At 66.4% G+C, this 20961-nt stretch carries 18 protein-coding genes and 1 pseudogene; 7 read left to right on the top strand and 12 right to left on the bottom strand.

The window, feature by feature from the left end:
- Window positions 1-2: 2 nt before the first annotated feature.
- The 12 genes from ACQR1E_RS17000 to ACQR1E_RS16945 all read right to left on the bottom strand — a co-directional run bounded on the left by ACQR1E_RS17000 (window position 3) and on the right by ACQR1E_RS16945 (window position 13719).
- Entirely contained in the window at window positions 3-1094 is a 1092-nt protein-coding gene (locus ACQR1E_RS17000; RefSeq protein WP_315713499.1) for a hydrogenase small subunit, read from the bottom strand.
- 233 nt (window positions 1095-1327) lie between these two features.
- Complete coding sequence (locus ACQR1E_RS16995) at window positions 1328-2767, bottom strand: nickel-dependent hydrogenase large subunit (RefSeq protein WP_315752368.1); 1440 nt, start codon at window positions 2765-2767, stop codon at window positions 1328-1330.
- The gene (locus ACQR1E_RS16990) at window positions 2764-3780 is read right to left on the bottom strand and encodes a HupU protein (protein ID WP_315752484.1); all 1017 of its coding nucleotides are present in this window, start codon (window positions 3778-3780) and stop codon (window positions 2764-2766) included. Before ACQR1E_RS16990 ends, ACQR1E_RS16995 begins: the two co-directional genes overlap by 4 nt.
- 15 nt (window positions 3781-3795) lie before the next feature.
- Window positions 3796-4917, bottom strand: coding sequence for a HoxN/HupN/NixA family nickel/cobalt transporter (locus ACQR1E_RS16985; protein WP_315752367.1), 1122 nt, complete (start codon window positions 4915-4917; stop codon window positions 3796-3798).
- A 175-nt stretch (window positions 4918-5092) separates the two neighbouring features.
- Window positions 5093-6409 (bottom strand): trypsin-like serine protease, encoded by a 1317-nt coding sequence (locus tag ACQR1E_RS16980; RefSeq protein ID WP_434843163.1) that lies wholly within the window; start codon window positions 6407-6409, stop codon window positions 5093-5095.
- A 147-nt stretch (window positions 6410-6556) separates the two neighbouring features.
- Window positions 6557-7264 carry a phosphate regulon transcriptional regulator PhoB gene (phoB, locus tag ACQR1E_RS16975; RefSeq protein ID WP_315713503.1) on the bottom strand — a complete coding sequence of 236 codons (708 nt, stop codon included), beginning with the start codon at window positions 7262-7264 and terminating at the stop codon, window positions 6557-6559.
- A 16-nt stretch (window positions 7265-7280) separates the two neighbouring features.
- Complete coding sequence (gene phoU / locus ACQR1E_RS16970; protein WP_315713504.1) at window positions 7281-7997, bottom strand: phosphate signaling complex protein PhoU; 717 nt, start codon at window positions 7995-7997, stop codon at window positions 7281-7283.
- Between the two features lie 30 nt (window positions 7998-8027).
- Window positions 8028-8849, bottom strand: a complete 822-nt coding sequence (gene pstB / locus ACQR1E_RS16965; protein WP_315713505.1) for a phosphate ABC transporter ATP-binding protein PstB — start codon at window positions 8847-8849, stop codon at window positions 8028-8030.
- Window positions 8846-9727 (bottom strand): phosphate ABC transporter permease PstA, encoded by an 882-nt coding sequence (gene pstA / locus ACQR1E_RS16960; RefSeq protein ID WP_315713506.1) that lies wholly within the window; start codon window positions 9725-9727, stop codon window positions 8846-8848. The genes pstB and pstA overlap by 4 nt, the downstream gene beginning before the upstream one ends.
- Before the next feature lie 3 nt (window positions 9728-9730).
- The gene (gene pstC, locus ACQR1E_RS16955) at window positions 9731-10729 is read right to left on the bottom strand and encodes a phosphate ABC transporter permease subunit PstC (protein ID WP_315713507.1); all 999 of its coding nucleotides are present in this window, start codon (window positions 10727-10729) and stop codon (window positions 9731-9733) included.
- Window positions 10730-10827: 98 nt separating this feature from the next.
- Window positions 10828-11838, bottom strand: coding sequence for a phosphate ABC transporter substrate-binding protein PstS (gene pstS / locus ACQR1E_RS16950; RefSeq protein WP_315713508.1), 1011 nt, complete (start codon window positions 11836-11838; stop codon window positions 10828-10830).
- Between the two features lie 951 nt (window positions 11839-12789).
- Window positions 12790-13719 carry a LysR family transcriptional regulator gene (locus ACQR1E_RS16945; RefSeq protein WP_315752365.1) on the bottom strand — a complete coding sequence of 310 codons (930 nt, stop codon included), beginning with the start codon at window positions 13717-13719 and terminating at the stop codon, window positions 12790-12792.
- 117 nt (window positions 13720-13836) lie between these two features.
- On the opposite strand from ACQR1E_RS16945, the gene ACQR1E_RS16940 reads away from it, so the two are divergent.
- The 7 genes and pseudogenes from ACQR1E_RS16940 (at window position 13837) to ACQR1E_RS16910 (ending at window position 20927) form a co-directional block, all read left to right on the top strand.
- Window positions 13837-14163: a Dabb family protein gene (locus tag ACQR1E_RS16940; RefSeq protein WP_315713510.1), complete on the top strand. Its 327-nt coding sequence runs from the start codon at window positions 13837-13839 to the stop codon at window positions 14161-14163.
- A 68-nt stretch (window positions 14164-14231) separates the two neighbouring features.
- Window positions 14232-15134 (top strand): annotated as a pseudogene (locus ACQR1E_RS16935) (NAD(P)-dependent oxidoreductase); the annotation flags it as partial.
- Between the two features lie 13 nt (window positions 15135-15147).
- Window positions 15148-16032, top strand: a complete 885-nt coding sequence (locus tag ACQR1E_RS16930) for an intradiol ring-cleavage dioxygenase (protein ID WP_434897327.1) — start codon at window positions 15148-15150, stop codon at window positions 16030-16032.
- 63 nt (window positions 16033-16095) lie between these two features.
- A complete protein-coding gene (locus ACQR1E_RS16925; RefSeq protein WP_434897394.1) occupies window positions 16096-17490 on the top strand; it encodes an FAD-linked oxidase C-terminal domain-containing protein in 1395 nt (464 codons plus the stop codon).
- Window positions 17487-19010, top strand: coding sequence for a sugar ABC transporter ATP-binding protein (locus tag ACQR1E_RS16920; RefSeq protein ID WP_434897326.1), 1524 nt, complete (start codon window positions 17487-17489; stop codon window positions 19008-19010). Before ACQR1E_RS16925 ends, ACQR1E_RS16920 begins: the two co-directional genes overlap by 4 nt.
- Window positions 19003-19953: an ABC transporter permease gene (locus tag ACQR1E_RS16915; RefSeq protein WP_315713513.1), complete on the top strand. Its 951-nt coding sequence runs from the start codon at window positions 19003-19005 to the stop codon at window positions 19951-19953. Before ACQR1E_RS16920 ends, ACQR1E_RS16915 begins: the two co-directional genes overlap by 8 nt.
- On the top strand, window positions 19950-20927 hold the full coding sequence (locus ACQR1E_RS16910) for an ABC transporter permease (protein ID WP_316169848.1): 978 nt from the start codon (window positions 19950-19952) through the stop codon (window positions 20925-20927). Before ACQR1E_RS16915 ends, ACQR1E_RS16910 begins: the two co-directional genes overlap by 4 nt.
- Window positions 20928-20961: the final 34 nt, after the last annotated feature.

Genomic DNA, 20961 nt, shown 5'->3' with positions numbered 1-20961 from the left:
GATTAATGATCTTGCTTGGCGTCGTCGCGCTTGCCGGCGAGCCGCTTCACGGCCGTCACCGCCGCGTGCGCCGCAACCGCTGCGCCCACCGTGCCCGCGGCCACCATGCCGACCTGGTCGGCGTTGTGCTCGATGCCGAACTGCTTGATGTTGGTGAGGCGGTCGTAGAACGAGCCCTTGTCCCAGAAGCCGTCCTCCGAGCAGCCGATGCAGCCGTGACCGGACTGGATCGGGAACGACACGCCGCCGTTCCAGCGCACCGTCGAGCAGGCGTTGTAGGTGGTCGGGCCCTTGCAGCCCATCTTGTAGAGGCAGTAGCCCTTGCGCGCGGCCTCGTCGTCCCACTCCTCGACGAACTGGCCGGCGTCGAAATGCGGTCGGCGATAGCACTTGTCGTGGATACGCTGTGAGTAGAACATCTTCGGCCGGCCCTGGCGGTCGAGCTCGGGCAGCTTGCCGAACGTGGTGATGAAGGTGACGACGCCGGTCATGACCTCGGCGATCGGCGGGCAGCCCGGCACCTTGATGATCGGCTTGTTGGTGATGACCTTGTCGATCGGCGTCGCCTGCGTCGGATTCGGCTTCGCCGCCTGCACGCAGCCCCAGGACGCGCAGGCGCCCCAGGCGATGATCGCCATGGCGTCCTCGGCCATCATCTTGAGCTTCTCGACGAACGGCTTGCCGCCATCGATGCAGAACATGCCGCCCTCGTTCAGCGGCGGATTGCCCTCGACCGCAAGAATGTACTGTCCCTTGTACTTCGCACGCGTCTCTTCGAGGATGGCCTCCGCCTGGTGGCCGGCCGCCGCCATGATGGTGTCGTCATAGTCGAGCGAGATCATCGACAGCACGGCATCCTTCACCAGCGGATGCGCCGAGCGGATGAAGCTCTCCGAGCAACACGTGCATTCGAGCCCGTGCATCCAGATGACGGGCGTGCGCGGCTTGGTCTCCAGCGCATTGGCGATGCGGCTGGCCGCGAGCGGCCCGAGGCCGAGGCTCGTTGCGGTGAGGCTGCAGAACTTGTGAAAGCTGCGCCGCGTGATGCCCTGACGCCTGATGACGCTGTAAAAAGTTTCCGTTGCCGCGCCCATGAGTCCTCCCCTGACATCGCGTTGGCGATCATCTGATCGCGTTCTGGCGAGAAGGACAGCAAGATGCGGGCCAGCATCATTGCTGGATTTGAATCATAATGATTCCAGATGCTTGCAGCAGCGAGGCCGCGATCGTGGATCCTTGGAAGGCGGATCGCGCGCGATAATCGGAAATCACGCGCTTTGCACCGACAAGCTTGTTTCCGCTTGCTGCCTGCCTGTGTGCAGCGCGCTCAATGGGCCGTGCAGACCATGCAGGGATCGAACGACCGCACGACGTGCTGAATGCCGACCGCACGCGCGCCGGCAGTGCCGACCTCGGTGCCGACCAGCGCCTGTTCGAGCGGGCCCGCGACCCCATCCGCGTCGCGCGGAGAGAAATTCCAGCTCGTCGGCGCGATGATCTGATAACGCTCGATCCGGCCGGAGCGCACCGCGAGCCAGTGGCCGAGGCTGCCGCGCGCAGCTTCCACGAGCCCGACGAAATTGCCGTCGGCCGCGCCGGCGCTGTTGTCGCAGAACGGCTCGTTGAGACGCAGCCCCTTGATCCAGTGCTCGATCGACAGCGCGAGCCGCGCAGTTTCGATCAGCCGGGCGATGACACGATTGCGGACATTGCTGCGACCGCTCGCGAGCAGCGCGGTGATCAACGGCTGACCGTCGATGGCCTGCCTTGCGAGAGCGCCGACCTCGACCGGTTCTCCCGCAAGACGCGGCGCCTTGCACCAGCTATAGGCGTCGGCTTTGTCGGCATCGGGCACGGTGCGGCTCTCGGCCGGATCGAGCGACGTATCGTGCATCCAGGCGTGCGAGACGTCCTCGGTGATGCCGTCCGACGGCAAAGCGTGGACCTCGCCGCTGCTCGTGCGGACACCAGCGCGAAAACGAGCCCCATTGAAGTCGTGATACGCGCCGAAGCTCATCAAGAGACCGGGTCCGCTTCCGAGGTCGGCCAGCGCGAGCGCATCGGCCAGCCGAAGGAAATGCGCGAAGTCGCCGGCGCGGCCCTCCCGCCAACGGTCGAGCTCGTCCGATGTCGACAAGGCGAGCACATTCTCCAGCTTGTCGGCAAACACGACGCGTTCAAGGAAACCGCGAAACGACGCCGCGATCGCGTTGAGCCGCACGCGCTCGCCGAGCTCGATCGCGCGCGTCGTCCCGCCTGGCTGGAAGGCGAGACTGTGCGGCCATTTGCCGGCGATCAGGCCCATGATCTCGAGCAGTCGCGCGCGTGCAGGCAACGCATCGCGGGCCGCGCTGCCCTTCGTCGCCGCGAAGCGCTCGGCCGTAGCCGAATGCCAGGCATGCGAGGCGTAGGCGTCGCGGGCGAAGTCCGGCATGAAGAAGATGTAGAAATGCGTCAGATGGTCCGCTGCGTTCTCGGCCGCGTGCGCGATGTTGCTCGCGAGGATGCCGTTTGGTGCTGCCGCAATGCCCATGGCCTGGCGCAACGCCGCGGCGGCCGCGATCGATTGCGACACCGAGCAGATGCCGCAGATTCGCGGCGCGATCACCAGGGCGTCCAGCGGCGGCCGCCCCTCCAGGATCTGCTCGAAGCCGCGATAGAGCGGCGCCGTCACCTCCGCCCTGGTGACGCGACCGCTCTCGATATCGAGCCTGACCTCGAGATCGCCTTCGACACGATTGAACGGTCCGACCGTGATCCGCGTCATGGACGGCGCTTGTCGCCGGCACGGCCCGGCGGCACCACGACATGATCCGCCGTCGCATTGACTCGGACGCGACGCGGCGTGGCCGATTTCGACAGCGCTGCGAGCGCGACGAACCAGGCTTTCGGCATGTCGGTCGGAAGCCCCACGGGAATGCCGGCGAGCTTGGCCGTCTGCAGATAGTTCTGCGCGCTCTCGAAGCCCGGCGAGGTGCAGGCGATGCAGGCGTAGCCGCCCTTGGTGCAAGAGCCGCCGCCGTTCCACGAGCGCTGATTGCAGTCGCCGACCGCTTGCGTCGCGCGGCAGCCGAGATGCTCCATCAGGCAGCCGCGCTCCGACATCGTCTCCGCGCTCGCCTTGAACTCGTAGAACTCGTTGCGCGAGCAGCCGTGATGCGCCAGGTGATTGGCGATGAAGGTCGGACGGCCGACTGCGTCGAGGCCGTCTGCCGACAGATCGCCCGAGGTGAGCGCCAGCAGGCTTTCCATCATCCAACCCGGATGCGGCGCACAGCCTGCGACGTTGATCACCGGCAGCCCGCGTTTCGAGCGGAAGCCCGCGCCGAGCGCGCCGCCGATGTCGCTGCCCTCGAACTGCAATCCGACCGCATCGGTCGGGTTGATGCCGGCAGCAGGAATGCCGCCATAGGCGGCGCAACTGCCGACGGCAACGACGTAGTCGGCCAGCGGCGCCAGATCGAGCAGCCAGTGATAGATCGAGCGGTTGGTGCCGGCGAGCATGTTGAAGCGGCCGGTCAGACCAGGTCCGCGCGCCACCGAGCCTTCGAGCACCAGCAGATCGAGCCGCTCGCGGCCGTCGCGGATCGCCTCCAACAGCTCCACGACCTCGTCCCCTGTCTGCTCGCTGACGGAGGGATGCCACACCAGATCGATGCCGGATTGGCGCAATTCGTCGAACCAGCCGGACGCGCCGCTTTCCAGGATCGACATGGTGCAGCCGCCGCAGCTCGCACCCTGCAGCCATAGCATCCTGATCGTTCCCTCAGAGCCGACCATCATAAGGCCCCGCTCCTAGCCCGTCTTAAGCGTTCCGCTTCGTATCACCGGCGGGTTTAGCGCCCCCGCATGAACACTGGCAAGCGCTTCCCCGGGGATAGCCTCGGAACCGCGCTGGCTGCGACCGAGCAGCATGGCGACCGCCCAGATCAGTCCGAACAGGCCAATCGCGACGATCCCGAGATTGGCGACATCGTCGCCCAGCGCGGTGGCGACCCCCGTCCATCCCCCGGTCAGGCCAAGCCGCGGCGCCAACAGCGTGATCGCCTCGAAGCCGCCGATCACCAGCGCGATGGCAACGGATGCGCCGGTGATCACGAGGTTATAGCGCAGCTTGCGTGCGGGATCGGTCAGCGCCCAGCGATAGGCGCCCGCCATCAGCATGCTGTCGGCGGTGTCGACGGTGGCCATCGCAGCCGCGAACAGCGCCGGAAACACCAGGACATGGGCGAGGCTCGCGCCGCGCGCTGCCTCGGTTGCCGACAGGCTGAGAAGCCCGATCTCGCTCGCAGTGTCGAAGCCGAGACCGAACAGGAAACCGAGCGGATACATGTGCCAGGCGCGTCCCACCAGGCGGAGCACCGGGCGCAGCAGGCGGATGAGGATGCCCCGTCCGGAGCTTCCGGCGGTTTCCATCTCGGACTGCGGCTGTGCGGCGCGGCGCCAGAGGTTCACGAACAGAATGAGGTTCGCCAACGCGATCAGCAGCAGGAAGCCGGCCGACACCGACGTGCCGATGACGCCGCCGATCGCCCTGATCGCGCTCTCTTCATCCAGGAGGTCGGCGCCGGCGATGAGGCTCACGACGATGGTGGCGATGACGACGACGCTGGAATGGCCGAGCGCAAAATACAGGCCGGCGGCGCGCGGGGCGCTACCGTCCTGCACCAGCTTCCGTACGACGTTGTCGATCGCCGCGATGTGATCCGCATCGACCGCATGGCGCAGTCCGAGCAGCCAGGCCAGCATCGCGGTGCCGACGATGGCGGGCCGGTCGGCGTAGAGCGCGAACGCCCAGGCCCAGGCGAGCGCGTTGGCGGCGACCAGCCCGCCGACGAGCGCAACGTTGCGGCCGGGCTGCGATCGCCACCACAGCAGCCGAGGGGCACGAGGATGATCAATTTGAACAATCGTCATACTCGGACTATAGCAAGAGCCAGGCCAGTTCGGTAAAGCCCCCGCTGCAGGCAAAAGCTGCAGGAAAACGTGGGCGGCCCTTCCCGGATTGCCCTCTCGCTTGGCAACCCGCTATCCAGTCACGCACAGATCATGACCAGCGGCGGGACATCCTCTTCTCTCGTCCCTCCTTCGCTCACCGCATCGAGGCACTCTGTGCCGCGATCTCGCGCCGCACGACCGCCTCGAACTGGCTCGCGGGGGCGGCGAACATCAGCCGGGTCTCCTCATGGAACGCCGAGAAGATGCCGACCACGGCCGGCTGTCCGCCGACTTCGGCCATGATGGGGGAGCCCGAATAGCCGAAATTGGCGAGGCAATGCACCGTCAGCAGCATCCCGTCCTTGGTCATGCCGGCGCTGCAATTGCGCTGGCCGGTCGGCGAATAGCGCCGCTCCTGGCCATAGCCGATCTCGGAGATGGTTCCGGCCGTGGTCGCAGCCTGCAATTCCTCGCGCGTCAGCGCCCTGACCTCAACCGGCTTCGACGGCAGCGCGTCCTTCAGCACGATCAACGCCCAATCGGCGGGCGAGCGGTCGAGCGACCACCTGTCGTGCCGGGTCGGGACGAAATCAGGCGCCACGATCAGCTTGTCGGCGACAGACGATGCCGCCGGCGTGCCCCTGTTCATGCCGGCCAGGAAGCGGACGTTGCCGGGGCTGACCTGCGCCACGCCGTTGAACACGCAATGTGCCGCGGTGAGCACGACGCGCGGCGCGACCAGCGTGCCGGTGCACCAGCCGCCGGTCGAGTATTGCGCGACGGTGACGACGCCGATCGACGACGCCGGCCACGAGGTGGGATCGACGACCTCGCCGATGTGGCGGTCGAGCCCGAGCAGTTGCTCCGGACGCGGAGCGGCGATGCCGGCCTCCGCCGATTCCGGCTTCGGCCGCCAGGCCGCAATGGCACTCTGGGCCTGGACGCGCTGCGGCTCGGTCAACTTGACCCGCTGCACGTCGCGGCCGGCCGATCGCACGCCGCTACGGCCCGCCATCACCAGCCAGGCATAGCCCTGCACGACGTCCTGTTTCACACCGCGGCCGTCGAGCAGCATCAGGCCGAGCATGTATTGCGACTGGGCGAAGCCCTGCGCCGCGGCGCGGCTGAACCAGCGGCCGGCTTCGCCGTAATTGCTCGCAACACCTTCGCCATTGACGTAGGCGATGCCGAGATAGTGTTGCGCGACAGCGAGCCCCTGATCGGCGGCCTTGCGGTACCACGCCAGCGCCTCGGCGGGGTTGCGCGGTTGGCCCCAGCCGAAGGCGTGCATGAAGCCGACGTCGAACTGCGCCCGCGCATCGCCCTTGGCGGCCAGCGGCAGCAGCCGTCGCATCGCCGCCGCATGCTGCCCGTTGCCTGCCGCCGCGACCGCGTCTTCGAGCTCGGCGGCCGTGGCGCCCGCCGCGCCGCCGAGCAGCACGGCAAGAGATATGATGATGGTCTTGATCAAGGGCGTCCGCTGGGACCGAAACATCGTGACGGGCCACGAAGCAGACACGATCAAGACGGCGGCGGCGTGGCGGAAAGCGGACCGCGATCTCCTCAATCGGGCCGCCTCGCGTCTCACACCTGCTGCGTCCTCACGCCCGATCGCCCCTTACACCTGCTCGCTCTTGGCGAAGCGATCATCGAGCGCATAACCGGCGCCGCGCACGGTGCGGATCGGGTCCTGCTCGCGGCCGGGATTGAGCAGCTTGCGCAGGCGGCCGATATGGACGTCGACGGTGCGCTCGTCGATGTAGATGTCGCGGCCCCAGACACTGTCGAGCAGCTGCTCGCGGCTGAACACGCGGCCGGGATGCTCCAGGAAGAACTCGAGCAGGCGGTATTCGGTCGGGCCGAGATCGATCGGCCTACCAGAGCGCGCCACGCGGCGCTTCTCGCGGTCGAGCTCGATGTCGCCATAGGACAGCACGGTCGCCAGCCGCTCCGGACTCGCCCGCCGCAGCAGGCCTTTCACCCGCGCCAGAAGCTCCGGCACCGAGAACGGCTTGACGATGTAGTCGTCGGCGCCGGTCGCGAGGCCGCGCACGCGCTCGCTCTCCTCGCCGCGTGCGGTGAGCATGATGATCGGCAACTGCCGGGTCTCGGTCCGCGCCCGCAGGCGGCGGCACAGCTCGATGCCGGACAGGCCCGGCAGCATCCAGTCGAGCACGACGAGATCGGGAACACGCTCCTTCAGGCGCGTGTCGGCTTCGTCGCCGCGCGCCACGGTCTCGACCTCGTAGCCTTCGGCCTCGAGGTTGTAGCGCAGCAGCGTCGTCAGCGCCTCCTCGTCCTCCACCACCAGAATTCGGGCGCCCATGTCTGAACCGTCTCTCTCAGTTGCCGGGGATCGTCGATGCGAAGCTCGTCATGTCGCCCTTCGGGCGCTTGTCCATGATCTGCTGGCCTTCGATCATATAGAACACCGTCTCGGCGATGTTGGTCGCGTGATCGCCGATGCGCTCGATATTCTTGGCGCAGAACATCAGGTGGATGCAGAACGAGATGTTGCGCGGATCCTCCATCATGTAGGTCAGGAGCTCGCGGAACAGCGAGGTGCAGATGGCATCGACTTCCTCATCGCCCTTCCACACCGTCATCGCCGCCGGCAAATCGTGCGCGGCATAGGCGTCCAGCACCGTCTTGACCTGCGACTGCACGAGATCGGTCATGTGCTCGAGCCCGCGGATCAGCTTCAGCGGATGGAAGTCGCTCTCCAGCGCCGCGACGCGCTTGCCGATGTTCTTGGCGAGATCGCCGATACGCTCCAGATCGGTCGCCACGCGCATCGCGCCGACGATCTCACGCAGGTCGACCGCCATCGGCTGTCGCCGGGCGATGGTAAGAACGGCGCGCTCCTCGATGATGCGTTGCAGCTTGTCGACCTCGGCGTCGGTGGCGACCACCTTCTGGCCGAGCGCGATGTCGCGTCGCACCAGCGCATCGACGGAATCGACGATCAGCCGCTCGGCGAGGCCGCCCATCTCCGATACCAGACGGGTGAGGTCCTGCAGATCGCTGTCGAACGCCTTGGCGGTATGTTCACTGGCCATGATGATCTCCTGAAGACAATGTCGTCGGCGTCAGCCGAACCGGCCGGTGATGTAATCCTGGGTCCGCCGATCGCTCGGCGAGGTGAAGATCTTGCTGGTGTCGTCGAACTCGATCAGCTCGCCGAGATACATGAAGGCGGTCTTGTCGGAGACGCGCGCCGCCTGCTGCATGTTATGCGTCACGATGGCGATCGTATAGTTTTCGGCGAGTTCCTGGATCAGCTCCTCGACCTTGGCGGTCGAGATCGGATCGAGCGCCGAGCACGGCTCGTCGAACAGGATCACCTCCGGCCGGACCGCCACGGTACGCGCGATGCACAGCCGCTGCTGCTGGCCGCCGGACAGCGACAGGCCCGAGGCGTTGAGCTTGTCCTTGACCTCGTTCCACAACGCGCCGCCGCGCAGCGCCTTCTCGACCCGGTCGTCCATCTCCGACTTGGAGATCTTCTCATAGAGGCGGATGCCGAAGGCGATGTTCTCGTAGATCGTCATCGGGAACGGCGTCGGCTTCTGGAACACCATGCCGACCCGGGCACGCAGCAGGTTCAGATCGAGCTTGGGATCGAGGATGTTGGTGTTGTCGAGCATCAGCTGCCCGGTCGCCCGCTGCCCCGGATAGAGATCGTACATCCGGTTGAAGATGCGCAGCAGCGTGGACTTGCCGCAGCCGGACGGGCCGATGAACGCGGTGACGCGGTTGGTGCCCAGCGACAGGTTGATGTTCTTCAGCGCATGATGGTCGCCGTAGTAGAAGTTGAGGTTGCGCGCGGTCACCTTGGCCGGCGCATCCGGAAGCGCCTTGCCGTGAAGAGCGTGATTGGGCTGACTGACGGAGACGGACAGTTCGGTCATTTGGTGTTCCTCTCGGCGCCGAGAATGCGTGCACCGATGTTCAGGGCGAGCACGGCCAGAGTGATGAGAAGGGCTCCGCTCCAGGCCAGTTGTTTCCAGTAGGCATAAGGGCTCTGGACGAAATTGTTGATGGTGACGGGCAGGTTCGCCATCGTCTTGGAAAGGTTGAGGCTCCAGAACTGGTTCGACAGCGCGGTGAACAGCAGAGGCGCGGTCTCGCCGGCGACGCGGGCGGTCGCCAGCAGCACGCCGGTGATGAGGCCCGAGCGCGCCGCCCGATAGGCGATGCGGCGGATCACCAGCGAGCGCGGCAGGCCGAGCGCAGACGCCGCCTCGCGCAGCGGGTTGGGCACGAGCAGCAGCATGTCCTCGGTGGTGCGCAGCACCACCGGGATCACGATGACCGCCAATGCAAGGGAACCCGCGAGTGCCGAGAAGCCGCCCATCGGCACCACGACCGCACCATAGATGAACAGGCCGATGATGATCGAGGGCGCCGACAGCAGGATGTCGTTGATGAAGCGGATCACCGAGGTCAGGCGGTCGTTGCGGCCGTATTCGGCGAGATAGGTGCCGGCGAACAGGCCGAGCGGCGCGCCGATGCCGACGCCGATGATCGTCATGATCAAGGAGCCGACGATGGCGTTGCGCAGGCCGCCTTCGCTGGAGCCGGGCGGTGGCGTGTCGGCGGCAAAAACCTGCAGGCTGAGGCCGGCGAGTCCGTTATAGAACAGCGTGAACAGGATCAGCGCCAGCCAGGTGACGCCGAACATCGCGGCGGCAACGCAGAGGCCGCGGATCACGATGTCTCTGCGGCGCCGGCGCGCATAGATCGGATTGACCGGCGCATCGAGTGTAAGCGTGTCAGCGCTGGACATGGCTTATTTTCCCGCCTTGGCTTCGAGCCGCATGAGCATCAGCCGCGCGCTCGCCAGCACGAAGAACGTGAGCACGAACAGCAGCAGGCCGAGCAGGATCAGGCTCGACTGGTGCAGCCCGTCGCTCTCCTGGAATTCGGAGGCGATGGCGGCCGAGATCGTGGTGCCCGGTGCGAAGATCGAGGATGAGATACGGAACGAGTTGCCGATGATGAAGGTCACCGCCATCGTTTCGCCGAGCGCACGCCCCAGCGCCAGCATGACGCCGCCGATCACGCCGACACGGGTGTAGGGAATGACGACGCTGCGCACGACCTCCCAGGTGGTGCAGCCGACGCCGTAGGCGGCTTCCTTCAACACCGGCGGGACGGTCTTGAACACGTCGACCGAGATCGAGGTGATGAACGGCAGCACCATGATCGCCAGGATCAGCGAGGCGTTGAACAGGCTGAGATAGGACGGCGGACCCGCGAAGATGTCCTGCAGCACCGGGATGCCGGCGCAGAGATTGATCATGAACGGCTGGAACGTATAGGCCAGGAACGGCCCCAGCACGAAGAAGCCCCACATGCCGTAGATGATCGAAGGAATGCCGGCGAGCAGCTCGATGGCAAGTCCGATCGGACGGCGCAGCCATTGCGGGCACAGCTCGGTGAGGAAGATCGCAATGCCCAGACCGACCGGAATGGCGATCAGCATCGCGATGAAGGACGTGACCAAGGTGCCGTAGATCGGGCCGAGCGCCCCGAGCACCGGCGGATCGGCCGACGGCGCCCAGCGCCGCGTCCACAGGAATTCGAAGCCATATTCTCTCATGGCCGGCCATGCGCCGACGATGAGCGACAGGATGATGCCGCCCAGGATCAACAGGACGGAGATCGCGGACAGCCGCGTGATCCAATAGAAGGTCACGTCGCCGAGCTTGAAGGCGCTGAGCGCGCGTGCCCGGTCATAGGGGCCGGCAGCAGCCGCGATATCGCTGACTTCGGTCTGAACCGCCATCTCTGCCAATTCTGCCCCCTGTTCCTTGGACACGCCTCAACCCCGGTAGCGCCCCTCCCCCGGAGGGCCGGGAGAGGGGGATTTTCGATACGTCCAGCTCAGCTCTTGATGTCGGCCGACCAGGTCTTCTCGATCAGCTTCACGACGCTGTCGGGCATCGGGATGTAGTCGAGCTCCTCAGCCATCTTGGCGCCCTTCTCGAACGACCACTTGAAGAACTTGATGGCTTCGCCGGACGCCGCCTTGTCGGCCGGCTCCTTGTGCATCAGGATGAAGGTCGCCGCCGTCATCGGCCAGGACTTATCGCCGGGCTGGTTGGCGAGGATCACGTAGTAGCCCGGGGCCTTGGCCCAGTCGGCATTCGCGGCCGCGGCCTGGAAGGCCTCGACGGTCGGCTGCACGGTCTTGCCGGCCTTGTTGATCATGCCGGTGTAGGTGAGCTTGTTCTGCTTGGCATAGGCGTACTCGACATAGCCGATCGAGTTCTTGGTCTGGCCGATGTTGCCGGACACACCCTCATTGCCCTTGGCACCGACACCGACCGGCCACTCGACGGCGGTGTTGAAGCCGATCTTGCTCTTCCAGTCGGCGCTGACCTCGGAGAGGTAGTAGGTGAAGTTGAAGGTCGTGCCCGAACCGTCGGAGCGGCGCACCACGGCAATCGCGTCGGACGGCAGCTTGACGTTGGGGTTCAGCTTCTTGATCGCGGCGTCATCCCACTTGGTGATCTTGCCAAGATAGATGTTGGCGAGCGTCTCGCCGTCCAGCACCATCTCGCCCGGCTTCACGCCCTCGAGGTTGACGACCGGCACGATGCCGCCCATCACCATCGGCCACTGCACCAGGCCGTCCTTCTCGAGCTGCTCGGCCTTGAGCGGCGCATCGGTGGCGCCGAAGGTGACGGTCTTGGCCTGGATCTGCTTGATGCCGCCGCCGGAGCCGATCGACTGATAGTTCAGACCGTTGCCGGTCTCCTTCTTGTAGGCGTCGGCCCACTTGGAATAGATCGGGAACGGGAACGTCGCGCCCGCACCGGTGATGTCGGCAGCGAACGCCGACGTCGATGCGGCGACCAAGCCGGCAGCGACGATAGCTTTGATGAAATTCATAGCTGGTCTCCATGCTTGGGAAGCGAAGCGCCATCTGCGCCCGATTGCGCTTCCCCGGCCGCTTTACGGGGCCTCAGTGTGGCTTTTATAAAGGTTCGATGACAGTCGGATGACAGTCACAAGCCGTTGATAATTCTAGGTATTTAGATTTTTATCCGAGTTTTTACGGATCGAGGGCGGTCGTTCGGGGAGGCATCGCCCCTGGCCTTTCGCAAGCATCGCTCAATCAAGATGGGCCTCCTTTGCCCGTGTCGCCCGCCGCACCTTTCGGTGTCGTCCCGGCCTTGCGCAGGGACCCATAGCCACCGGCGGATGTGGCCGGGCGGGATCGGTCGACCATCGTGCCTCGCACGCCTCCCTGGAGTTATCGGTCCCGGATCGACGCACGCGGTGCGCGCTTGTCCGGGACGACGCCATGAGGATTGGGTTGGCGCCGTTGGCCAACGAGACACGATCTCGCCGTCTCGCGGCTGGTGAGACCCGAGTGATGCATTCGTCGTGTCCCTCTGAACAACGAGAGGGCGCGAGGAAGGCCGGACCTCGGCTGAGGCCCGTGGCCCGCCTGCTCAAAAGAATGCAGGCGGCAGGTACCACAGGTACAGCCGGACAGACCCGGCCTTCCCCGCGCGACGGTGTTAACGGTGTCCTTCGTGCTCTCCCTGGGGATCGGCTTTCTTGCCCCCATCGCCCGCGCGTGCCGTCAAGCAACGACCACGGACTTGACCTCAGCATCGAGAGGCCAGGACCACACGACTTCGCCGTCCGTGCCGCCTGCGCTCGTCTGGCACAGCCGTCACGTCCATCGCAGCCCGCCTCCACGTTCGTGACGACGCGTACGTCCCTCTGCTCGAGGCGGGTTGCACGCAAGAGACCACGATTTCCGAAAAATAGCAAGGTAATTATTTTTCTCAGAACATGATCCGCCCTCCCCCCGCGCACGCGGGCATCGGCTCAATCCGGCTTGGGCGGCTCGATCCAGATCCCCGGGTCGGAATGGGCGCGGATGTGGTCGACGAGGAAATCGGCGAACACCCTGATCTTGGCCGGAAGCCTGACGCGGTTCTGGTAGGCGATGTTCATCGTCAAGAGCGGCAGCTCCCAGTCGAGCAGGACCGGCACCAGCCTGCCGGCCAGAATGTCGCTCTGCACGATGTAGAGCGGCTGGATCAGGATGCCGAGCCCGGCAAGCGCCGCCCCCTTGATCACCTGGCCGTCATTGCTGTCGAGCGTCGGCGCGATCCGAATGCTCTGGGCTGTCGCGCCGTTGCGCAGGGACAGGGAATACGGATCATTGGCAAGATTGTAGATCAGCATGTCGTGGCGCACGAGATCACCGGGAACGACGGGACAGCCACGGCTCGCGAGATAGGACGGCGCCGCCGCCAGCACGCGCCGCATCTGCCCGATGCGACGGACGACGATGCCCGAGTCCGGCTCATGCTCGCGGGTGCGGATCGCCACGTCGATGCCCGCCTCAATGAAATCCGGATAGCGGTTGGCGGCGATGATCTGCAGGTTCAGCTTCGGATACATCGCGCGGAACGCCGGCAGCATCGGCGCGAGATAGATCGTCGCGAACGACAGCGAGCTGGTGACGCGCAGCATGCCCTGCGGCGACAGCGCGCGATCGCTGACGGCATCCTCGGCCTCGGCCAGCTCGTTGAGCAGCGGGCCGCAGCGCTGCAGCAGCTCCTGCCCGGCTTCGGTCAGCCAGAGACGGCGCGTGTTGCGCTCGATCAGGCGCACCGCGAGCCGTTCCTCCAGCGCGCTGAGATGCCGGCTCGCCGCGGCGTTGGACATCCGTAAGGACTCGGCGGCCTTGGACAGGCTGCCCAGCTCGGCCGTCCGGGAAAACACCTCGAGTTGGAGCAGACGGTCCATTGTTACGCTAAGCGGAAAACAGAGTTACAATTTTTGTCCTTTATTTCCATTTCCTGCAAGGCAAAATCGTCCGACAAGAACAAAGCCCAAGAACAAAGCTCAGGTGAGGACGCTGGAATGACGGGGCCGATCAGGCACATCGTGATGTGGCGGCTGCGAGCCGAGACGGCCGCCGAGCGCGCGGCGGCCCGGCTCAAGGTCAAAACCCTGTTCGAGGGCCTCAAGGGCCGCATCGACGGCCTGACCCACATCGAGGTCGGTCTCGATGTCAGCGACGTCGACTATGCCTGCGACGTCGTCCTGTTCTCCGAATTTGCCAGCAGCGCCGCGCTGCGGGCCTATGCCTCGCATCCCGAGCACCTGCGCGTGCGCGAGGAGCTCGGCGACCTCAGGATCGGCCGCTTCCAGGTCGATTATCCCATCGCTGCAGCGCCCCGCGCGTGACGGAGGCGTTCACCTTCGACGGCCTGCCCGGCCGCGGGCCCGGCACGTGAAGCAAGCAACGGACGGCATCGATGTCATTTCCTGATAAGCGCCTCGCCTTCATCGGCATCGGCAAGATCGGCCTGCCGATCGCGGCGCGGCTCGTCAAGGCCGGCTATGACGTCACCGCGTTCGATCCCAACGCCGCCCGGCTCGATGAGGCACGTGCGCTCGGCATGGCCGCCGCGTCGTCCGCGACGGAGGCGGTGCGCGACCATGCCGTGGTCATCTCGTCGCTGCCCGACGACGCCGCACTGCGCGCGGCGATGCTCGGCAGCAACGGACTGATCGCAGCCATGGCGACCGACGCGATCCTGATCGAGACCAGCACCGTGGGCGTCGATGCGTCGAGCGAGGTCGATGCCGCCACGGCCGCCCGCGACGTCGCTTATCTGCGCACGCCGATCTCCGGCAATGCCAGCATCGCCCACACCGGCGAGCTGACCTGCTTCGTATCCGGACCGAAAGCGGCCTTCGCGCGGATCACGCCGCTGCTGGCAAGCTTCACACGCGCGCAGACCTATCTGGGTGCGGCGGAAGAGGCACGCTACGCCAAGCTCGCCGTCAACCTGATGATCGCGACGACCGCGGCGATGATGGCCGAGAGCCTCGCATTGGCACGCAAGGGCGGCATCGCCTGGCCGGACATCCTGCAGGTGCTGCACGACAGCGCGGTCGCCTCGCCGATGGTGAAGTACAAGACCGCGCCGCTGCTGGCACGCGACTTTGCCGCCACGTTCTCCTGCGCGCAGATGGCCAAGGATCTCGATCTCATTCTCGGCGCCGGCCACGCCGTCGGCGTGCCGCTGCAGCTCGCGGCGCAGGTGCGCGAGACCTATGCCGCGCTGATCGCACAGGGCGATGCCGCAACCGACTTCCTCGCCACCGTCCGGCATGTCGAACGGCTGTCCGGGCTCGGCGAGCCCCTCTGAAAGGAGCCGCCTCTTGCGCAACTTCAACGAGACCACGATCACAGATGCCGTGCTCGAACGCCTGGCGGGCGCGCGTGATGCGCGAATCAAACAGGTCAGCGCGGCGCTGGTGCGCCATCTCCATGCCTTCGTGCGCGAGGTCCGTCCGACCCAGCAGGAATGGGAATACGGGATCGACTTTCTGACCCGCACCGGCCAGATGTGCGACGACAAGCGCCAGGAGTTCATCCTGTTGTCGGACACGCTCGGCGTTTCGATGCTGGTCGACGCCATCAATCATCCGGTGCCGGAAGGCGCCACCGAGACCACGGTGCTCGGCCCCTTCTTCGTCCAGGCGGCACCGGAACGCGCCAACGGCGACGACATCTCGGGCCCGATGAAGGGTGATCCGCTGCTGGTGACCGGCTCGGTGTCGAGCGCGGACGGCGCGCCGCTCGCAGGCGCCGTGGTCGACGTCTGGCACTCCGACGACGACGGCTATTACGACGTGCAACGGCTCGAGCAGATCGGCGATCTCGCCATGCGCGCGCGCTTCCACACCGACGGCGACGGCCGCTTCCATTTCTGGTCGATCAAGCCCGCCGCCTATCCGATCCCCAATGACGGGCCGGTCGGCGACATGCTGGCAGCGCAGGGACGGCATCCGTGGCGGCCGGCACATGTGCATTTCATGATCTCGGCGCCGGGCTTCGAACGGCTGGTGACGCATGTGTTCGTCGCCGGTGATCAGTATCTCGATTCCGACGTCGTGTTCGGCGTCAAGGACAGCCTGATCCGCGACTTCGCGCGCTGCCCGCCGGGTCGTGCGCCAGATGGCCGCATGGTGGCGCAGGGATATTTCCATCTCAACTATGATTTCGGCCTGAAACGGCTTGCGGCGCGCGCCAATCGGGTTTGAGCTGAGCGGACGACAAGGACCGTCAAGAGTCCGGTATCGTCGAGGAAGCGGACGGGAGGAATGATGGAGTTGCGGGTCGGCACCGGTGCATTGGCCGAGCGGCTTTCGAGCCTGATCGGGCCACGCGCGAGTCTTGCGCGCGGCGTGCTGGATCAGCACGGCCGGAGCGAGTCGTACTATCCGGCGATGCCGCCCGACATCGTCGTGTTTCCCGAGACGACGCAGGAGGTCGCCGACATCGTCAGGCTGTGCGCCGAGGCCGGCATGCCGATCGTGCCGTTCGGCGCCGGCACGTCGCTCGAAGGCAACGCTGCGGCTGTCGCGGGTGGGGTCTGTTTCGACTTCGCCCGCATGAACAAGGTGCTGGCCGTGCACGACGCCGACATGGACGTCGTGGTGCAGCCCGGCATCACGCGCAAGCAGCTCAATGCGGAGCTGCGCACGACCGGCCTGTTCTTTCCGATCGATCCCGGCGCCGACGCCTCGATCGGCGGCATGAGTTCGACCCGCGCCTCCGGCACCATGGCGGTGCGCTACGGCACCATGAAGGACAACGTCCTCGCATTGGAGGTGGTTCTGGCCGACGGCAGGGTGATCCGCACCGCGAAGCGTGCGCGCAAATCCGCCGCCGGCTACGACCTGACCCGGCTGTTCGTCGGCGCGGAGGGGACGCTCGGCGTGATCACCGAGATCACGCTGAAGCTGCATCCCGTGCCGCAGGCGATCTCGGCCGCGACCTGCAGCTTCCCCACCCTGCATGACGCGGTCGACACCGCGATCGCGCTGATCCAGTCGGCCGTCCCCGCCGCCCGCATCGAGCTCGTCGACGACGTCATGATGCGCGGCATCAACGCCTATTCCAAGCTCGGCTACCGGGAGACGCCGACCCTGTTCCTGGAATTCCACGGCTCCGAGGCCGCCGTCGCCGAGCAGGCGCAGACCGCCGAAGCGATCGCGACCGAGCATGGCGGCCGCGGCTTCGCCTGGGCGAAGGCGGCCGAGGACCGCAGCCGGCTGTGGCACGCGCGCGACAACACGCTGTATGCCGGACTGGGCCTGCGGCCCGGCGCGCGCGCCGTCATCACCGATGTCTGCGTGCCGATCTCGCGGCTGGCCGAATGCCTGACCGAGACGCGCCGGGACGCCGACGTCAACGGTTTCCTTGCGCCGATCGTCGGCCATGTCGGCGACGGCAACTTCCACATGCTGATCCTGGTCGATCCCAACGATGAGAACGAGCTCGCCGGCGCCAAGGCGCTGCAGGCGCGCATGGTGGCGCGCGCGATCGCGATGGACGGCACCTGCACCGGCGAGCACGGCATCGGCCTCGGCAAGGTCGACTATCTCCGGGACGAGCTCGGCGAGGCCGTCGCGGTAATGCGCGCCATCAAGGCCGCGCTCGATCCCGGCGGCCTGATGAATCCGGGCAAGATCTTTGCCGGCGGAGCGTACGCATGACCGCCGCAGCCGCCATTGCAGCTCCATCGCCCGCGCCGCTGCTGGAGCTCTGCGGCATCAGCAAGTCGTTTCCCGGCGTCAAGGCGCTGGACGACGTCTCGTTCGCCATCTACCCGGGCGAGGTCCACATGCTGCTCGGCGAGAACGGCGCCGGCAAGTCGAGCTTGATGAAGGTGCTGTGCGGCGCCTACAGCGCCGATGCGGGCGAGATCACCTACAAGGGCGAGAAGGTCGAGATATCATCGACGGCCGACGCGCAGAAGCTCGGCATCGCCGTCATCTTCCAGGAATTCTCGCTGGTGCCGTTCCTCGACATCGCGCAGAACATCTATCTCGGCCGCGAACCCAGAGGCCGGCTCCCCGGCACCATCGATCGCCGCAAGATCCTGGCCGACGCCAAGCGCGTGCTCGACAGCATCGGTTTCGACATCGATCCCTCTGTCATCGTCGACACGCTCGGCGTCGCGCAGCAGCAGATGGTCGAGATCGCCAAGGCGATCAGCCAGAACGCGCGGATCCTTGTGATGGACGAACCGACCGCGGCGCTGTCCGACCGCGAGGCGGAGCTGCTGTTCGCACTGATCAGGCGGCTGAAGGCGGACGGCGTCGCCATCGTCTACATCTCGCACCGCATGGCCGAGGTATTCGCGCTCGGCGACCGCATCACCGTGCTGCGCGACGGCCGCCGCATCGACGATATCAGGCCCGCCGACGTCACCCCCGACCAGCTCGTGCGCATGATGGTCGGGCGCACTATCGACATGAGCTATCCACGCCATTTCGCGGCAACGCCCGGCGAGCTCGTGCTCGAGGTCAGGGGACTGAGCGCGCCGACCGGCATTGCCGACATCAACATCGAGGTGCGGCGGGGCGAGATCGTCGGCCTGTGCGGTCTCGTCGGCTCCGGCCGCACCGAGGTGGCGCGCGCGATCTTCGGCGCCGATCCCGTCAGCGAAGGCGAGATCATCTTCGACGGCAAGCCGATCGCGGGCGAGCCCGACATCGCGGCCCGCCGCGGCATCGCGCTGATCCCCGAGAGCCGCAAGAGCGAGGGCCTGGCGCTGCTGCGCTCGGTCGGCGACAACCTCGTGGTCTCGGCGCTGAAGAAGCTGTTTCCCAGCGGGCTCTACGATCCCCGCGGCGCACAGCGCACGGCGGACGGGCTGATCCGGCAATTGCGCATCGCAACACCGAATGCGCGGCAGACGGTCGGCCTGCTCTCCGGCGGCAACCAGCAGAAGGTCGTGATCGGCAAGTGGCTGGCGGCAGGCGCCAGGCTGTTCATCTTCGACGAGCCGACGCGCGGCATCGACGTCGGCGCCAAGTCCGAGATCTTCGCGCTGATCGACCGGCTGGTCGCCGATGGCGCGGCCGCGCTGATGATCTCGTCCGAGCAGATCGAGATCTGCCACGTCTGCGACCGCGCCTATGTCATGCGCGAAGGCCGCATCGCCGGGCACCTGGCGCGCAGCGAGCTGACCGAGGAGAATATCGTGCGACTGGGGATGCATGATGAGTGACGCCACCATCGTCGCGCCGCTCCGAACGCTGCAGCGCATCCCGGGCGTGGCGATCGTGCTGGTGCTGTTGATCGCGCTGTTCGGCGCGATCGCGCCGGGCTTCCTGTCGGCCGCGAACCTGTCCAACGTGCTGGTGCAGTCGACGATCCTGACCATGCTCGCGCTGCCGATGACCCTGATCATCATGACCGAAGGGCTCGACCTGTCGATGGGCGCGGTGCTGACGCTGACCTCGCTCTGCGTCGCCATCGTCTCGCTCGCGACCAAGTCCGTGCTGCTGGGCCTCGGCGCCGCGGTGCTGGTCGGCACGGCGTTCGGCACCGTCAATGGCTGGCTGGTCGCGATCGTCGGGATTCCGCCGTTCGTGGCGACGCTCGCCACGCTCGGCATGGCGCAGGGCCTGTCGCTGATCGTGAGCGACGGCCAGAGCGTGGTCGGCATTCCCCACGGCGTGCGCGACATCTATTCGGCGACGCTGCTCGGCATCCCCGTGCCGATCGTGATGGGGCTTTTGACCTACGCTGCGTTTCACGGCCTGCTCTATCACACCAGGTTCGGCACCTACATCTTCGCGCTCGGCGGCAATCGCGAAGCGCTGCGCTATGCCGGCCTGTCGCCGACACGACTCCTGATCGCGGTCTACGCGATCGGCGGCACGATGGCGGGCATCGCCGGTCTGCTGATGACCGCGCGGATGAATTCGGGACATCCGACCGCAGGGCTCGGAATGGAGTTCGACGCCATCGCGGCGGTCGCGGTCGGCGGCACCTCGTTCGAGCGCGGCAATGGCTGGCTGCTCGGCACCGTGCTCGGCGTCGTCGCCGTCGGCGTGCTGCGCAACGGGCTCAATTTGGTGTCGCTGCCGTCCTCGGTGCAGGTTGCCAGCGTCGGCGCGCTGGTCATCATCGCGATGTTCCTCGACGGCCTGCGGAGCCGGTCATGACCGACATCGCCAAGGACACGCTGCCGCCGCCGCGCTCGCTCCTGTCGCAGAACGCCGCGCAGGTGTTCTATCGGATGCTCGCCGCGCTGCTGATCTGCGCGGCGCTGACCGTGCTGAGCGACTCCTTCCTCAGCCTCGGCAACATCCTCAACGTGCTCAGGCAGGCGAGCCTGACCTTCTTCATCGCCTCCGGCCTGACCCTGGTGGTGCTGACCGCCGGCCTCGATCTGTCGGTCGGCGCCAACGTTGCCTTGTCGGCGTGTCTCGCCGGCACCGTGATCCATCAGACCGGCTCGCCCGCACTCGGGATCCTGACCGGGCTGCTCGCCGGCGGCAGCGTCGGCTTCCTCAATGGCTTCATGGTCACGGCGCTGCGCATCCCCTCCTTCATCGCCACCTACGGCATGCTCTGGGTGCTGAACGGCGTCACCTACTGGTACATGGCGGGCGAGACGATCCACGGCTTTCCCGCGGGCTTCCGCCAGATCGGCAGCGGCTATCTGCTCGGGCTGCCGATCCCGGTCTATCTGCTGCTGGTGTTTCTCGCGATCGGATCGTTCTTCGCGCAACGCACGATCTGGGGCCAGGAGATCTACGCCATCGGCGCCAATCCGGTCGCGGCCCGGTTGTCCGGCATTCCGGTCGCGCGCCGGCTGCTGCTCGTCTACACCGTCTCCGGCACCATGGCCGGGCTCGCCTCCATCATCTTCCTGTCGCGGCTCAACTCCGCCGAAGCCGACATCGGCGAGAGCCTGACCTTGCCGGCCATTGCCGCGGTGCTGATCGGCGGCACCTCGCTGTTCGGCGGCGTCGGCACGGTGTTCGGCACCTTCATCGGCGCCCTGATCCTGACGCTGGTGCTGAACGGCATGAACCTGCTCGCGATCAGCGCCAACTGGCAGCCGCTCGTCACCGGAATCATCGTGATCGTCGCCGTCTGGCTCGACATGAAGACCCGGCGCCGGGCGCAATGAACCTGGAAGACAACCAAAAAACGAGGGAAGGAAA

Origin of the sequence: Bradyrhizobium sp. HKCCYLRH1030 (assembly GCF_051168395.1) — a bacterium.
In the GTDB taxonomy this organism is placed as follows: Bacteria; Pseudomonadota; Alphaproteobacteria; order Rhizobiales; family Xanthobacteraceae; genus Bradyrhizobium.
This window is presented reverse-complemented; position numbering and strand designations above follow the sequence as displayed.

What these genes read in the sequence shown, in the direction of transcription:
- ACQR1E_RS17000 (WP_315713499.1), bottom strand. Translation starts at nt 1,094, where the DNA reads ATGGGCGCGGCAACGGAAACTTTTTACAGCGTCATCAGGCGTCAGGGC.
- ACQR1E_RS16995 (WP_315752368.1), bottom strand. Translation starts at nt 2,767, where the DNA reads ATGACGCGGATCACGGTCGGACCGTTCAATCGTGTCGAAGGCGATCTC.
- ACQR1E_RS16990 (WP_315752484.1), bottom strand. Translation starts at nt 3,780, where the DNA reads ATGGTCGGCTCTGAGGGAACGATCAGGATGCTATGGCTGCAGGGTGCG.
- ACQR1E_RS16985 (WP_315752367.1), bottom strand. Translation starts at nt 4,917, where the DNA reads ATGACGATTGTTCAAATTGATCATCCTCGTGCCCCTCGGCTGCTGTGG.
- phoB (WP_315713503.1), bottom strand. Translation starts at nt 7,264, where the DNA reads ATGGGCGCCCGAATTCTGGTGGTGGAGGACGAGGAGGCGCTGACGACG.
- phoU (WP_315713504.1), bottom strand. Translation starts at nt 7,997, where the DNA reads ATGGCCAGTGAACATACCGCCAAGGCGTTCGACAGCGATCTGCAGGAC.
- pstB (WP_315713505.1), bottom strand. Translation starts at nt 8,849, where the DNA reads ATGACCGAACTGTCCGTCTCCGTCAGTCAGCCCAATCACGCTCTTCAC.
- pstA (WP_315713506.1), bottom strand. Translation starts at nt 9,727, where the DNA reads ATGTCCAGCGCTGACACGCTTACACTCGATGCGCCGGTCAATCCGATC.
- pstC (WP_315713507.1), bottom strand. Translation starts at nt 10,729, where the DNA reads ATGGCGGTTCAGACCGAAGTCAGCGATATCGCGGCTGCTGCCGGCCCC.
- pstS (WP_315713508.1), bottom strand. Translation starts at nt 11,838, where the DNA reads ATGAATTTCATCAAAGCTATCGTCGCTGCCGGCTTGGTCGCCGCATCG.
- ACQR1E_RS16945 (WP_315752365.1), bottom strand. Translation starts at nt 13,719, where the DNA reads ATGGACCGTCTGCTCCAACTCGAGGTGTTTTCCCGGACGGCCGAGCTG.
- ACQR1E_RS16940 (WP_315713510.1), top strand. Translation starts at nt 13,837, where the DNA reads ATGACGGGGCCGATCAGGCACATCGTGATGTGGCGGCTGCGAGCCGAG.
- ACQR1E_RS16925 (WP_434897394.1), top strand. Translation starts at nt 16,096, where the DNA reads ATGGAGTTGCGGGTCGGCACCGGTGCATTGGCCGAGCGGCTTTCGAGC.
- ACQR1E_RS16920 (WP_434897326.1), top strand. Translation starts at nt 17,487, where the DNA reads ATGACCGCCGCAGCCGCCATTGCAGCTCCATCGCCCGCGCCGCTGCTG.
- ACQR1E_RS16915 (WP_315713513.1), top strand. Translation starts at nt 19,003, where the DNA reads ATGAGTGACGCCACCATCGTCGCGCCGCTCCGAACGCTGCAGCGCATC.
- ACQR1E_RS16910 (WP_316169848.1), top strand. Translation starts at nt 19,950, where the DNA reads ATGACCGACATCGCCAAGGACACGCTGCCGCCGCCGCGCTCGCTCCTG.